The sequence below is a fragment of the Chryseobacterium sp. Leaf405 genome (assembly GCF_001425355.1).
In the GTDB taxonomy this organism is placed as follows: Bacteria; Bacteroidota; Bacteroidia; order Flavobacteriales; family Weeksellaceae; genus Chryseobacterium.
Window position 1 is genome coordinate 689,509 of record NZ_LMQN01000015.1, and the last position, 14,292, is coordinate 703,800.

The 14,292-nt window shown below is 33.8% G+C and carries 14 protein-coding genes; 3 read left to right on the forward strand and 11 right to left on the reverse strand.

The window, feature by feature from the left end:
• Nucleotide 1 precedes the first annotated feature (1 nt).
• Nucleotides 2-1,963 carry a hypothetical protein gene (locus ASG22_RS12980; protein ID WP_055985220.1) on the reverse strand — a complete coding sequence of 654 codons (1,962 nt, stop codon included), beginning with the start codon at nucleotides 1,961-1,963 and terminating at the stop codon, nucleotides 2-4.
• Nucleotides 1,921-2,787 carry a hypothetical protein gene (locus tag ASG22_RS12985; protein WP_131726197.1) on the reverse strand — a complete coding sequence of 289 codons (867 nt, stop codon included), beginning with the start codon at nucleotides 2,785-2,787 and terminating at the stop codon, nucleotides 1,921-1,923. Before ASG22_RS12985 ends, ASG22_RS12980 begins: the two co-directional genes overlap by 43 nt.
• A gap of 318 nt (nucleotides 2,788-3,105) precedes the next feature.
• Here ASG22_RS12985 and ASG22_RS12990 point away from each other — a divergent pair, with 318 nt between their 5' ends.
• Together ASG22_RS12990 and ASG22_RS12995 are read left to right on the forward strand one after the other, a co-directional pair.
• Entirely contained in the window at nucleotides 3,106-4,944 is a 1,839-nt protein-coding gene (locus tag ASG22_RS12990) for an ABC transporter ATP-binding protein (RefSeq protein WP_055985226.1), read from the forward strand.
• 30 nt (nucleotides 4,945-4,974) lie between these two features.
• Entirely contained in the window at nucleotides 4,975-5,298 is a 324-nt protein-coding gene (locus ASG22_RS12995) for a DUF1801 domain-containing protein (protein WP_238586915.1), read from the forward strand.
• A 78-nt stretch (nucleotides 5,299-5,376) separates the two neighbouring features.
• Here ASG22_RS12995 and ASG22_RS13000 read toward each other — a convergent pair whose 3' ends face one another.
• From ASG22_RS13000 to rsfS, 5 genes are all read right to left on the reverse strand, one after another.
• Nucleotides 5,377-6,030, reverse strand: coding sequence for a phosphatidylserine decarboxylase family protein (locus tag ASG22_RS13000; RefSeq protein WP_055985227.1), 654 nt, complete (start codon nucleotides 6,028-6,030; stop codon nucleotides 5,377-5,379).
• A gap of 4 nt (nucleotides 6,031-6,034) precedes the next feature.
• Nucleotides 6,035-6,907, reverse strand: coding sequence for a phosphatidate cytidylyltransferase (locus tag ASG22_RS13005; RefSeq protein WP_055985231.1), 873 nt, complete (start codon nucleotides 6,905-6,907; stop codon nucleotides 6,035-6,037).
• Nucleotides 6,908-6,931: 24 nt separating this feature from the next.
• Nucleotides 6,932-7,513 (reverse strand): LUD domain-containing protein, encoded by a 582-nt coding sequence (locus tag ASG22_RS13010; protein ID WP_055985233.1) that lies wholly within the window; start codon nucleotides 7,511-7,513, stop codon nucleotides 6,932-6,934.
• Between the two features lie 138 nt (nucleotides 7,514-7,651).
• Nucleotides 7,652-9,661: an ATP-dependent zinc metalloprotease FtsH gene (gene ftsH / locus ASG22_RS13015; RefSeq protein WP_055985236.1), complete on the reverse strand. Its 2,010-nt coding sequence runs from the start codon at nucleotides 9,659-9,661 to the stop codon at nucleotides 7,652-7,654.
• Between the two features lie 16 nt (nucleotides 9,662-9,677).
• Nucleotides 9,678-10,046: a ribosome silencing factor gene (rsfS, locus tag ASG22_RS13020; protein ID WP_055985239.1), complete on the reverse strand. Its 369-nt coding sequence runs from the start codon at nucleotides 10,044-10,046 to the stop codon at nucleotides 9,678-9,680.
• A gap of 86 nt (nucleotides 10,047-10,132) precedes the next feature.
• Between rsfS and ASG22_RS13025 the strand changes: the two genes are divergently transcribed.
• The gene (locus ASG22_RS13025; RefSeq protein WP_055985242.1) at nucleotides 10,133-10,846 is read left to right on the forward strand and encodes a biotin--[acetyl-CoA-carboxylase] ligase; all 714 of its coding nucleotides are present in this window, start codon (nucleotides 10,133-10,135) and stop codon (nucleotides 10,844-10,846) included.
• Here ASG22_RS13025 and ASG22_RS13030 read toward each other — a convergent pair.
• From ASG22_RS13030 to ASG22_RS13045, 4 genes are all read right to left on the reverse strand, one after another.
• Nucleotides 10,840-11,952: an LptF/LptG family permease gene (locus ASG22_RS13030; protein ID WP_055985245.1), complete on the reverse strand. Its 1,113-nt coding sequence runs from the start codon at nucleotides 11,950-11,952 to the stop codon at nucleotides 10,840-10,842. The two genes, ASG22_RS13025 and ASG22_RS13030, sit on opposite strands and share 7 nt — an antisense overlap.
• Nucleotides 11,953-11,982: 30 nt before the next feature.
• On the reverse strand, nucleotides 11,983-13,113 hold the full coding sequence (gene tgt, locus ASG22_RS13035; RefSeq protein WP_055985247.1) for a tRNA guanosine(34) transglycosylase Tgt: 1,131 nt from the start codon (nucleotides 13,111-13,113) through the stop codon (nucleotides 11,983-11,985).
• A gap of 67 nt (nucleotides 13,114-13,180) precedes the next feature.
• Complete coding sequence (locus tag ASG22_RS13040) at nucleotides 13,181-13,564, reverse strand: DUF4296 domain-containing protein (protein ID WP_055986820.1); 384 nt, start codon at nucleotides 13,562-13,564, stop codon at nucleotides 13,181-13,183.
• Nucleotides 13,561-14,277 carry a polyprenol monophosphomannose synthase gene (locus ASG22_RS13045; protein ID WP_055985250.1) on the reverse strand — a complete coding sequence of 239 codons (717 nt, stop codon included), beginning with the start codon at nucleotides 14,275-14,277 and terminating at the stop codon, nucleotides 13,561-13,563. Before ASG22_RS13045 ends, ASG22_RS13040 begins: the two co-directional genes overlap by 4 nt.
• Nucleotides 14,278-14,292 lie beyond the last annotated feature (15 nt).

Here is a 14,292-nt window from a genome sequence, read left to right on the forward strand (position 1 = left end):
ACTAATTTTTTAAAATTATTTTATCTATCTCAATACCTTCAGCTTTACATAAATTTTCAAATTCCTTCAAATAACTTTCACTTTGTCTCATTTCTTGTGGTGTAAATCTTCCATAGCCATAGACATCAATCCATCTATTTTGCTCTTCAACAATCTTATCATACACATATTTTTCTTTAATATAAGTACTTATCAATTGATCTTTTTCCGAGACTCTTTTTGTAAGTAATAACTTTTCAAATTCCTCTAGCATTCTATCTTTAGGGATTTCTATAATTTGTTCACCCGTTAGATAATTCTTTCTTCCTCTTCTCAAAAAGTCCTCAAAATGCATACATTCATGAAACATTTCTAAATCTGTAACATCTTTTCTTATCCAAATAGTTGGAGGGTATCCCCAACCATCAAAACAAGCCCCAACTCTTCTTTGCTTAAAATACTTTATCATTTTTGCACTTTCAGTATTATACCTCACTTCACCGCCTAATTTTCGGATGATTTGAATCCATTCATTTAGCTCAAGTTCTGTAAGACGAATAGCATTTAAATTTTTAGCGACATTATCAAATTGAACAATTTCGTCTAATACTTTTCCAATTTTCTTTTTATTATTTCTAGATTTCTTTAAAATCTTATTAATAAAATTTCCAACTTCTTCTCTACTTCCAGACTTTAATACAATTCCTCTATAAATTGTAGATACATCACCTTTTATATTTTTAATAAAAAGAAGACCTGCATCCTGCAAACGAAATGCTCCCTTATATAATTGCCCTAATTCAAACGCACATTTTCTGTACTTTATAAGTTGTAACCCTGATTTACAAAAACCTTTTATACTTAACGAATATACAGATTTCAATAATATATTCGAAAACTTTTCCGCTGGTAATGCTTGTAACTTAAATGAATGAAAAATCGGAATTGCCTTCTCTATAATTTGTGGAATCTTTTTTTCGATTGCTTTCACAATTACTGGTCCAACAGTGGCAAAAGTCGCAATATTATAAAAATTGTCCCACTCTTCTAAAAACTCACGTCCTTCTCTTGTTTTCTCTAAACCATTTCTTAAACCGCCTTGTATAGTAATGTCTGCAGTAGCCAAGCCTAAATCAGCAACCGCAGCATATAAAATCATTCCACTAGCTCCAGATTCTATAGTTGCAATGCTTCCCAAGATCATCAGAACATCCGTCCCAATACGAACCATTTGATGTACTTTTTGCCATTCTTTCAAATCACTAGCATGCTTTACAAATAAAGCAGGAACATTACTAATGATACAATTTTCAAGTACATCACCTGTTTCAATATCATTATGATCCATATATTGAGAAAAAGTAACTATTTCTAAGGGGTTGTAATAAGCTTCTGTAAATGTTACTTCATCACTCCATTCCCCGATAGTTTGAACACCAATATCCGTGTTAGCCTCACCATAGGGAATCCACTCTTTCATGCTGTTTTCAAGATAAATCTTGTTCTTATGTTCACCAGATTCTTTATAAAAAATATGACTATTCAATGAATATTCAATTTGATAATTTGTTTCTTTATTAACTAAATCCGTACCCTGAAAAAAATCAGTTTCAATATTTTCGGTATATGGTATTTTTATTTCGGAATCCTGTTCATGATCCTGAAGATGTGCAGTAACGATTGCAACAAATATGGTTTTATTATCAATCCAGTTTCCATAAGAATTTGATAATCCATTCATAACAAAAGCTCTTCCTTTATATTCGCTTTGTCCATCCATATTTGAGTAAATCCCTGAAACCAATTCAGGATCAGGAAGTAGTTTATTCAAAATGAAACTTCCTTTTATTCCTGTAAGAATTCTGATTGCGTAAGAACTTTCATCTCTAAAATCCTGAACAGGAAGAGACCACATTGTTGCATTTTTTTTATCTTCTGAATTCAGTTTATCATCATAATCCATAACTGCATAAGGTGTTTCCATAAAATTTCATCAGATAATTTCAGATTTTCACCATTTACATCAAAACCGCTAATAATAAAATCTGGTGCTTTATCATAAAAAAACTTCAACTGTTCAATAGTATCAAGACTATTTGCTAATTGTTCAAATCTTTTAAACAAAATCAACTTGTAATTGTTATAGACTATTGCACCATAAACTCTATTTATAAATTTCAATAAGGTGTTATATGAATCTGTTCTTAAACCAATAGCTTTATACTTATCCTCAATATTTACCGTTGTTTCAACAGAAGTTGGATGACTATTACTTTGAACGAAATCAGCTTGAGAGTAATAAATATAAAATTCATATATAATATTCTTCTCATTAATATCTATCCTAATTGTATGGGTATATTTATTTTTTGTTATATAATCCACACTTGTATTGATTATAAGAGACTTTCTTAAAGAATCCAAGAACAAGTCTTCAGATATATTGGTCAATTCTTTAGAGTTTATCTTTTGTCTTTCAGAAAGCGGAACAACTTCAACTGTATAGTTATTGTCCCTTACAAGTAGATTATCAGCCTTTACAATTGGAGGTATTTCTTTTCCTTTTTTAAATTCTTTCAGTACATCTCCTGAAGTATTATATCTGGTAAAATCAAACTTATTAGATATAAAGTATGTGGATCCATTTTCTAAATCCTTAATTAATTGTTCCACATTCAAATTCTCATTTCCAAAAAAATCTTCCAATGTTGTTTGCTGTGTACTTTTGCCTCTTATTTGTGCCCAATTTTCTCTGCTTATGTCTTCATAGCCTGTTAGATTTTCTTTGCAGACTTTCAATGTTTCCAACTTCACTTAGTTTTTGATTAAATAGAAAACTTTTACTTGTTTCAAGAACAGATAAAAGTTTCAACTGCTCAGGATCGCTCTTATCAAAATCATTATTATTCATTTCTCATATTATTTTGGATTAGCAATTTCACTTTTGATAAGACAAAACTATTATTTCAGTGCGCCAAAAGTCGTGGTATTATATTTAGCAATAGATAAATGAGAAATATTTGTAACAAACCTCACTAAATTCAAACCTATTAAGCAAAGTAAAAAGACAAGAAAAAACGTCTTATCATTTAAATTACGTAATTTTGCTATCCAATTTTTCATTGAATGAACGAATATAAAAAAATACTAAAGTTCGCCAGACCACACCAGAAATATATCTACGGGAGTTTATTCTTCAATATTTTATATTCTGTATTTCAGATTGCTTCATTAGGAACAATTTTACCTGTTTTGGGAATGCTTTTCGGCACTATTAAACGTGAAGAATTCAAATCTGCACCCGTATATTCCGGAGATCTTGTAGATTTATTTCCATACTTAAAATCATACTCTAATTACTATATCCAGACATTGGTTGATGCTCATGGCACTTTGAATGTTTTAGCCTGGCTTTGCATAATTACTGCATTTATGTTTTTATTAAGAAACCTTTTCAGATATTTAGGTTCTTTTCTCTTAATTAATTATCGTGTGGGAGTGACCAAAGATCTTCGTGGGGCAATGTATCGCAAAGTGTTAGCTTTACCTGTTTCATTTTTCACAGAAAGCAGAAAAGGCGATATGATGTCTCGTATGTCTAATGATGTTGGTGAGGTAGAAGGTAATATTTTAGGCAGCTTAGTCGAGTTGATTAATGCTCCGTTTATGTTAATCAGTACATTAATAAGTCTTTTTTGGTTAAGTTCAGAATTAACGCTTTTTTCTCTTTTAGTTTTACCGGTAATGGGAACTATGATCGCTTTGATCGGGAAAAGTCTTAAAAAAGATTCTCATGAAGCGCAGAACGAAATGGGAACTATCTTTTCTATTGTTGATGAAACCTTAAAATCTTCAAAAGTAATTAAGATTTTCAGTGCAGAGAAAATCATGGATAGCCGGTTTATGGGTTCTATGCAGAGATGGATTAACAGTTCAATCAGATTAGGCAGAAAAAAGGAACTGGCTTCCCCAATAAGCGAATTTTTAGGATCTATTACTTTCTTAATTATTGCGTGGTATGGCGGTAAACAAATTATTGTAGACCAAAGTATTGCACCGGAAGACTTTTTAGTATTCTTAGGAATGTTCTTCCAAATTTTACCTCCTGTAAAAAGCTTATCATCATCGATCTCTAATGTGCAGAAAGGAGAAGCTTCTCTACACAGAGTATTGGAAATTCTTGAAGCAGATGTAAAAATCGATGAAGTTGCAGAGCCTGTTTCAATTTCTACTCTTGAAAAGCAAATAGAATTCAAAAATATTGGTTTTTATTACGATAAATCTAATTTAATTCTGAAAAACTTCAGTCTTACGATACCAAAAGGAAAAACGGTGGCTTTAGTAGGACAAAGTGGTAGCGGAAAAACAACAATCGCCAATCTGTTAGCACGTTTTTACGATGTTTCCGAAGGAGAAGTTTTAATTGACGGAATTGATATTAAGCATTTAAAACTAAAAGAATACCGTCAATTACTGGGTATGGTAACTCAGGAATCAGTTTTGTTCAATGATACGGTTTACAATAATATTTTAATGGGTAAACCTGATGCAACGAGAGAAGAAGTAATTGCTGCCGCAAAAATTGCCAATGCCGATTCATTTATCACCAACCTCCCAAATGGTTATGAATCCAACATTGGAGATGATGGCGGAAAGCTTTCCGGAGGTCAGAAACAAAGAGTTTCCATTGCGAGAGCGGTATTGAAAAACCCGCCGATCATGATTTTGGATGAAGCAACTTCAGCACTAGATACAGAATCTGAAAGATTTGTTCAGGATGCCTTAGAAAAAATGATGGAAAACAGAACTTCTTTGGTGATTGCTCACCGACTTTCAACCATCCAAAAAGCAGACTGGATCGTTGTTATGGAAAAAGGCGATATTGTAGAACAAGGTACTCACCATGAACTTATAGCTAAAAAAGGAACCTATCAGAAATTAGTCGAGCTTCAAAATTTTGACTAAAAAACGAAACTATTTTAAATTCTATTTAAAATGAATCCCATACAAGAGTATTTCTACAGAATTGAAGAGCCTGATAGAAGTACTCTTCTTTTTTTGCGGAAAAAGATCTTAGAATCCGACACCGAAAATATTACAGAAACGTTGAGTTTTGGATTACCGTTTTTTAAGTACAAAAAGAAAATGCTGTGTTATTTGTATTTCAGCAAAAAACACAAGAAACATTACATAAGTTTTTACCACGGCGACAGATTAGACTATCCGGAATTGCTTCAGGAAGGCAGAAAGAAGTTTAAAATCCTTTTAATTAATATGGAAGAGGATTTAACCTGTGGAGTTTATTCTGAAACTGATTAATGAGGTAAAAGGTTATCTTAAATAATAAAAAAGACCATTTCTTTCGAAACAGTCTTTAAAATATTTTTAATGTAAATCTTATTCTTTCATCTTTGCGATAACATCCATTCCACCTTTTGTAATATCACCGATTTTACAAACGATTTCAGTATCTAAAGGCAGGAAAACATCCATTCTTGAACCGAATTTGATGAAGCCAAACTCATGCCCCGCTTTTGCCTGATCGCCTTCATTACAATAGAAAACAATTCTTCTTGCCACGTAACCTGCAATTTGTCTAAAGACCACTTTATGATTGGTCAAACTTTCTACCGCAACCGTTGTTCTTTCATTTTCTGTTGATGACTTTTCGTGCCATGCAACCAAATATTTTCCCGGATGATATTTTTTATAAATTACTTTTCCTGAAACCGGATATCTGCAAATATGAACATTCAACGGAGACATAAAAATAGAAACCTGAATGGCTTTTCCTTTGATGAATTCGTCTTCTTCAACTTCTTTTATCATCACCACTTTCCCGTCTACCGGAGCTATTACGTTTTCTTTGTGATCTAAAATATCACGTTCCGGCACTCTGAAGAACCAAAATACTAAGCTGTAAATTACCAATAAAGGCAGGATGATCAATAAAGACCACATTTCAAGAAAATAAATAGCCAACGCTCCAATCACGATAAGTGCGATGGTAGCAACGGTAATCGTTCCTTTCGATTCTTTGTGTAGTTTCATGAGATTAAATGAATTTTTCTAAAATAAAGTACAAATATACGACAGGAACGACAATTAAAAAACTGTCGAGACGATCTAATACTCCACCGTGCCCCGGAATGATGTTTCCGCTGTCTTTTACCCCGAAATTTCTTTTCAGCTGGCTTTCCACCAAATCTCCTACAGGAGCGAATGCAGCGACTAAAAAACCAACAACAATCCAATTTCCTCTAAGATCCGGATGATATTGTTCAATGAAATAAGCTAAAATTAATGTTAACACTACTCCACCGATATATCCTTCCCAAGTTTTTTTTGGCGAAATTTTAGGAGCCATTTTATGTTTTCCAAAGAATTTCCCTGTTAAATAAGCAAACGTATCGCTGCTCCAAATTAAAATAAATAAGAAAAGAACTTCTAATGAAAATTTATTGTCAAATGAAGAAAACTTAGGTAATCCCAATGCAAAGCTGAAAGGTAATGCTACGTAAATAACCGTAAAAATAAGTTTTCCACTGTCGAAATACAATTCACTGGCAAATTTAAACAAAGTAATAACAGCTATGAGAATCAAAGCCATTGCGAGAATTTCACTTATCCTGAAATCAAAATAAAATCCGTGCTGAAAAAATCTTTTGGAAAAAATATAGAAAACAAAAATAATTAACGGAAAAACAACCCATTTTTCATAGCCATTTCCGAAGTTCATTATTTTAAAACATTCCCAAGAACCGACACCCAGCAAAAGCGTAATTAAACCATAATATAAATATTCCTGCTTCACAAGATCGGGCGAAATACCGTTGATTAATTGTGCTCCAAGCGGAGTCGTACAAAGAATAATGATTGCTACGTAAACAATTCCTGATAAGGTTCTTTGAATGAGATTTTTGTCCAAGATTTTAATTTTAAAAGTTGATGCTTAATCTTCAAGCAACAATAAAAACAGTTTTGTATTGGTATTGGAAGACGGATCGAGCTTCGAATGTCCCCCGCTGATTGACGTAAGATTTTTGATATTTCCGTTTCTTTTGATTTTCCCCATGGCATCATTCAGGTTATTTACAATCTGAGAAACATTTGCCATAATAATAATTTTATTCGGCATCCTAGAAGAATGATAATGAAGAATATTGTTATGAGAAAGCATAATTCTTCCGTCATAAGCGATAAGATATTCACAGGTTATAAATGCTGCGTCATTTTCACCCTTCATTTCTGAAGTGTAAGGAGATTTTACGACATTCAAAAAGTTCTGAAGATCTTTATCCCAACAAAAAATATTGCTGATTGCTTCAATCTTGATAATTTGATTCAATGTCTGAAGCGCTTCTGCTTCATCTGCACAATAATTAAAAAAACCTCCGGAATGGGTAAACAATTGGGCAAACTTATAGTCGAGATCCGCATTTTTCAACGAATCTCCTAATTTTTCCAGACTCTGAATATCATTTTCTTCAGGCTGATTGGTAAGTTTGTTTACAAGTTTCTTGAATAAATTCAATGTGATCTATTTTTAGTCAAGTTTATACAAAAATATAAAATTAATTAGATAGAAATCCAAAAACATGCCGATAAATATGAAAAAACCTGACAATTTTGGAACTGTCAGGTTTTAAGTTATTTAATTTAAAAGAAATAATTAAAGTTGGGTCGGGCTTTCAGGAGCCAGCGTTTCACCTTCACTTTCTTTTCCTCTGATGATGATCTCTTCGTCCGGAGCTTTATCAGCGATTGTATTGGTTACCGGCTTCTCCGTTAATTCCGGATCCCAAGCTCTTTTCCCGAATACGTCTTCCAAATCTTCACGGAAGATTACTTCTTTTTCTAAAAGTTTATTGGCAAGAGCATCTAATTTATCTTTATTCTCTGTTAAGATTTGAATTGCTCTATCATATTGATTTTCGATAAGTGATTTTATCTCCGCATCAATTTTTGTAGCTGTTTCTTCTGAATAAGGTTTATTAAAATTATATTCAGATTGACCTGAGCTGTCATAGTAAGAAATATTACCAATATTTTCACTTAAACCATAGATCGTTACCATAGCTTGAGCTCGTTTTGTCACTTTCTCTAAGTCAGACAATGCTCCCGTAGAAATATTATTAAATATAACCTGCTCTGCTGCTCTACCACCTAAAGTTGCACACATTTCATCAAGCATTTGCTGTGTTGTAGTCAACTGTCTTTCTTCCGGCAAATACCAGGCAGCACCTAAAGACTGCCCTCTTGGGACGATTGTTACCTTTAACAGAGGAGCTGCATGCTCAACCAACCAGCTTATTGTAGCGTGTCCCGCTTCATGGAAAGCAACTCTTCTCTTTTCAGATGGTTTAATTGCCATGTTTTTCTTTTCAAGACCACCGATGATTCTGTCTACTGCATCAAGGAAATCCTGTTTTGTAACCGAACTATGATCATTTCTAGCTGCAATTAAAGCTGCTTCATTACATAAATTGGCAATATCTGCTCCACTAAAACCAGGTGTTTGTTTAGCCAAAAAGTCTCTGTCTACATTCTCATCAAGCTTGATTTTCTGCAAATGAACATCAAGAATCTGTCTTCTTTCATGTAATTCCGGAAGGTCTACATAAATTGAACGGTCAAAACGTCCTGCTCTCATCAAAGCTTTATCCAAGATATCTGCTCTGTTGGTTGCAGCCATAACGATGACGTTAACATCTGTTCCGAAACCATCCATTTCTGTAAGAAGCTGGTTCAATGTATTTTCTCTTTCGTCGTTTCCGCCGGAGAAATTATTCTTTCCTCTTGCACGTCCAATAGCATCAATCTCATCGATAAAGATGATAGCAGGAGATTTAGCTTTAGCCTGAGCAAAAAGATCTCTTACTCTTGACGCACCTACTCCTACAAACATTTCTACGAAATCTGATCCTGAAAGTGAGAAGAATGGAACTTTAGCTTCACCCGCTACTGCTTTCGCCAATAACGTTTTACCCGTTCCCGGAGGTCCTACTAAAAGTACACCTTTAGGAATTTTACCTCCTAATTTTGTATATTTTTCTGAGTTTTTCAAGAAATCTACAACTTCCTGAACCTCTTCTTTAGCACCTTCCAATCCTGCGACATCTTTAAATGTCACCTGAATTCTTTCTTTTTCGTCGAAAAGTTTTGCTTTAGACTTTCCGATAGAGAAAATTTGTCCGCCAGGACCTCCTCCACCGCCCATCTTTCTGAAAAGAAGGAAATAGAATAATCCTAAAATAGCAATCCAGATTAATGCAGAAACCAAAATATCCATGAAAGGACTTTTACCTGCACCGTAATCTTTACTTGTTGTTATTGCTGGATTAGTGGCTTTTACCTGGTCAAATTTTTGAAGAAAAAGCTGAAGATCACCATATTTTACAGTAAAATCTGCTTTGGGAGACATTGAAAATGCAGAAAGCGGATCGTTTTCTTTGGTTTTATCCACCGTTGCCGTTTTTGCCGCCTTTGTAAGAAATACATCGGCTTTCTCAGTATCTTTATAAATTAAAATATTCTGTACTTTTCCCGCTTGCATTTCTTTGAAGAACCCATCTTCATCAATCGTCTTTGCACTGCTATCACCTAAAAAATTAGGGATAAAAAATAACAAAAGAGCTATGATCGCAATCGGAAAAAACCAGTTAAATCCTTTATTGTTCATTTATACTTTTTAAAATTTAATACTCACTTTCGATTTTTGTAATTGCCGCATCTCCCCAAAGCTCCTCAATATCATAATACTCACGAGTTTCTCTTTGGAAAATATGAACAACTACCGTCACATAATCTACCAAAACCCACATTGAGTTTTCGGTACCCTCTACATGCCAAGGTCTGTCTTTTAGATCGTTTCTTACTTTTTTCTCTACGCTTCCCGCTAATGCAGATACCTGAGTATTAGAGTTTCCACTACAAATGATGAAAGTTTCTGCTACAGAATTTTCAATTTTTGAAAGGTCGAAAATCATAATATCTTCACCTTTTACGTCTTGGATAGCCTCTACAATTTTATCTATTAGCGCTTGCTTTTCTGCTGTTTTATTCATTAAAATATCTATAATCTGCAAATTTATTGTTTTTTCTTTACTTTAGCCTTATTTTTAACCCTTTAATAGTCTTAAAGTTTTCTTAAATGAGTCAACTGTTTTATTTAAAAGAATGTTCTTCTACTAATGACGAAATATCTAAGTTTTTACTTTACGAAAATTCAGATTTTATTTCACTTTATACATTCAATCAGACAAAAGGTCGCGGTCAGTACGGAAATACATGGTCTTCAACTGCCGAAAAAAATTTAGCTTTTACTCTTGCTGTAAAGACGGATCACTTTACAATCCCGGATTTTATGTTCAATTATTATACCGCAATTGTGATCAGGGATTTCCTTGCCAATCTGACTGAAAATATAGTTAAAATAAAATGGCCGAACGATATAATTCTTAAAAATAAAAAAATCGTCGGAATTCTTATTGAGAAGAAAAAAATTAATCAAATCAATTATTTCATCATCGGAGCCGGTTTTAATATTCTTCAGGAGAAATTTGACGACATATCCAATGCAGGATCTCTTTTAACGTTAACAGGAAAGCATTTTAACCTTGATAAATTTGCTTTTAATCTTACTAATTATCTCACAGAAAGATTAAAAAATATTCCGCCTGAAGAAGAGATAATGAATTCTTTCAATGCTGATTTATTCCGAAAAGATGTAATTTCAGTTTTTGAACTCAATGAAAAGCGACAAAATGGCATCATCCGATACGCAGACGAAAATGGTGAACTTTGGATTGAATTAGAAAATGGACTACAATCTTTTTATCACAAAGAAATAAAATTACTTTACTGATTGGCTCTTTTGATGTAAAGATAAGCTGCAAGCGGGAAAAATACAATATTTGGAAACCACATTGCCAACGCAGGAGACATACTTTTATTTTCAGAAACTACTTTTAAAGCTTCAAAAGAGAATACAAAAACAAACGCAAGGGAAATACCCAACGCCAAGTTAATTCCCAAACCACCACGCTTCTTTTGCGAAGAAAGCGAAAGTGCCAAAAACGTAAGGATAATAATGGAAATCGGCATTGATGTCCTTTGGTGAAGCTCATTAAGGTGAGCATTCAGGTTGCTGTTTCCTTTTTCTGTTTCTCTTTGGATAAATTTTACAAGCTCCGGAGTTGTTTTATTCTGTCCTAAAAGTTCGTTAGGGAAAAGCTCATCGGGATCGTGACCAAAGCTTTTTTTCAGATCATATCCGTTTGATAATTTTTCAGCATCATTTTTATTGATCGTTTTTTCCGTGTAACTGTTAAGAACAAACTGTTTTTTATCTTTATCCCAGACAACATCGGAAGCCTTCAATTCATAAGTCATTTTTCTGTTTTTATCAAACTTCTGAAAAACGAATCCTGAACCTCTTTTTTCTCTTTTATTCCAGGAGTTAATGAAAACATATTCCTTTGTACTTAATTGTGCAGATACCGGAGCCGTTCCTAGAACTTTTTCTTTGGCAGTTGCATTATAAGTATAAGCTTCCAGCTGATTTTTTTTAATATTCGCCCACGGCAATACAAAATGATTGATTATCAAAGAAATAACAGCGATAAGCAATGACGTTATTAAATATGGCCTTGCAAATCGGTGAAAACTTGCTCCACTACTTATAACCGCTACAATTTCGGTATTGTTTGCCATTCTAGATGTGAAATAAATCACAGAAATGAATACCAAAATCGAAAGGAAAGTCATCACAAGATTAACAATCCAAAACGGGTAAAAATGAATTAAAAAGTAAGTAACATTAAGTTTAGGATCAATTGCCGTGGCAGTTTCAATTCTTGGAATTTTCTGCTGAACATCGATTACAAGCACAACTACAGACAGCAAAATCAACATGAAACCAAATGTCCCAAGATACTTTTTAACGATATACCTGTCTACAATCTTTAGCATTACTACTTTTTTATGCGATTTCTAAATTATTTAAAGTCTTTGACGAAGAATCGGGTCTATCGAACGTTTCCATTCATAGAAATCGCCTGCCAAAATATGTTCTCTCGCCACTTTTACCAAATCTAAATAGAACGCTAAGTTATGAATTGAAGCGATTTGTTTTGCCAAATATTCTTTAGAAACAAATAAATGTCTCACATATGCTTTAGAATATTCTCTGTCTACGAAACTTGTACCAAATTCATCCAAAGGCGAAAAGTCTTTTTTCCACTTTTCATTTTTCATATTCATAACCCCTTGCCAAGTGAAAAGCATGGCATTTCTGGCATTTCTTGTCGGCATTACACAATCCATCATATCGATTCCTAAACCGATAGATTCCAGAATATTCCACGGAGTTCCTACGCCCATTAAATATCTTGGTTTATCTTTTGGTAAAATATCGGTAACCTCATCGGTGATTCTGTACATTTCTTCTTCCGGCTCACCCACAGAAAGTCCGCCAATGGCATTTCCTTCCGCTCCGGCTTCTGCAATTACTTCCGCTGAAATTTTTCTTAAATCTGAATAAGTAGAACCCTGAACAATTGGGAAGAATCTCTGTTTGTGACCATATAATTCCGGATTTTTTTCATTCCAGTCAATACATCTTTTCAACCAGCGGTGCGTCATTTCCATGGAAGATTTCACCTGATTATATTCACATGGATACGCTACGCATTCGTCAAATGCCATAAAAATATCGGCTCCGATCTGTCTCTGGATTTCCATTGATTTCTCCGGAGTGAATAAATGAACGCTTCCGTCAATATGAGATTTAAATTTCACTCCTTCTTCAGACATTTTTCTTGTCCCTGAAAGTGAAAAAACCTGAAAACCTCCCGAATCCGTAAGAATAGGAAGATCCCAATTCATAAATTTATGTAAACCTCCTGCCGCTTCCATCGTTTCCATTCCGGGGCGAAGGTATAAATGATAGGTGTTACCCAGAATAATCTGAGCTTTTATGTCTTCTTTTAATTCTCTTTGGTGAACTGTTTTTACACTGGCAACAGTTCCTACAGGCATAAAAATCGGTGTCTGAACTTTTCCGTGATCCGTCGTAAGCTCTCCTGCTCTTGCCTTGCCCTCAGAGGTTTTTTCTATATTAAAAAATTTCATTCTTATATTTTTATTACCACCATTGGCGGTTAATATTTTTGCAGAATAGAATGTCTCTGCATTTTAATTATTTTGATAAAACCGGAGCAACCTGAAGTTCTGCCGGCTTATTACTTTTTTTATCTTTTATATATTTATCCGCTTTCGGATCTTTCTCAATCAAGATTTTTTGTGCGTCTTCTACAATCCCGTTCATTTTTTGTTTGACAACGTAATATTTAAAACTTTCAACAAAATCATTGGATTTTACATTATGCGTTTTAAGCACGTATCGTGTTCCGGCTTCCAGATTAGAATTCGGATATTGCATAATTGCCTGATCGTTGATAGACAAATCTGCCATAATCTCTGCCATTTTACTTTCGGATAGAAGATTTTTAGGCTTATTTACATAATCTCCTCCACAGGAAACGACAAATAGTAAAACAAAAACGAAGATCAGTTTTTTCATAACCTGTTGATGATTGATTTCCATTTTAAATTTAAAACTCCAAAAACGGCTTCATGAATAATTCCGCCATTCATTTTGCTCTCTCCCAAAATTCTGTTGGTAAATATAATGGGAACTTCTACAATTTTAAATCCTTTTTTAAAAGCTCTGAATTTCATTTCAATCTGAAACCCGTATCCTTTTAATCTTACATTATCCACCCCAATTTCCTCCAATACTTTCTTTGAAAAACAAACGAAACCTGCCGTTGTATCATGAATCGGAAGTCCTAAAACGAATCTCACATATTTTGAGGCAAAATAAGAAAGCAAAACCCTTCCCATTGGCCAGTTCACTACATTTACTCCTTTAGAATAACGGGAACCGATAGCCATGTCTGCATTTTTACAAGCTTCAAAAAGTTTTGGCAGATCGTTCGGATTATGAGAAAAATCGGCATCCATCTCAAAAATATAATCGTAATTACTTTCGATTGCCCATTTAAATCCGTGGATGTAAGCTTTACCAAGACCGTCTTTCACCTTTCTTATTGATAGATATAAAAAATGCGGAAATTTCTTCTGCAAATCCTTCACCAATTCCGCCGTACCATCGGGAGACGAGTCATCCACCACCAAAATATGAAAGTCATCTTCCAATGCAAAAACCGCGGAAATAATATTTTCAATATTTTCCTTTTCGTTGTAAGTCGGAATTATGACTAGTTTTTTCATTTCAAAAATCGTCTG

Coding starts and splice junctions, on each gene's coding strand:
- ASG22_RS12980 (WP_055985220.1), bottom strand. CDS start 1,963: ATGGAAACACCTTATGCAGTTATGGATTATGATGATAAACTGAATTCA.
- ASG22_RS12990 (WP_055985226.1), top strand. CDS start 3,106: ATGAACGAATATAAAAAAATACTAAAGTTCGCCAGACCACACCAGAAA.
- ASG22_RS12995 (WP_238586915.1), top strand. CDS start 4,975: ATGAATCCCATACAAGAGTATTTCTACAGAATTGAAGAGCCTGATAGA.
- ASG22_RS13000 (WP_055985227.1), bottom strand. CDS start 6,030: ATGAAACTACACAAAGAATCGAAAGGAACGATTACCGTTGCTACCATC.
- ftsH (WP_055985236.1), bottom strand. CDS start 9,661: ATGAACAATAAAGGATTTAACTGGTTTTTTCCGATTGCGATCATAGCT.
- rsfS (WP_055985239.1), bottom strand. CDS start 10,046: ATGAATAAAACAGCAGAAAAGCAAGCGCTAATAGATAAAATTGTAGAG.
- ASG22_RS13025 (WP_055985242.1), top strand. CDS start 10,133: ATGAGTCAACTGTTTTATTTAAAAGAATGTTCTTCTACTAATGACGAA.
- ASG22_RS13030 (WP_055985245.1), bottom strand. CDS start 11,952: ATGCTAAAGATTGTAGACAGGTATATCGTTAAAAAGTATCTTGGGACA.
- tgt (WP_055985247.1), bottom strand. CDS start 13,113: ATGAAATTTTTTAATATAGAAAAAACCTCTGAGGGCAAGGCAAGAGCA.
- ASG22_RS13040 (WP_055986820.1), bottom strand. CDS start 13,564: ATGAAAAAACTGATCTTCGTTTTTGTTTTACTATTTGTCGTTTCCTGT.
- ASG22_RS13045 (WP_055985250.1), bottom strand. CDS start 14,277: ATGAAAAAACTAGTCATAATTCCGACTTACAACGAAAAGGAAAATATT.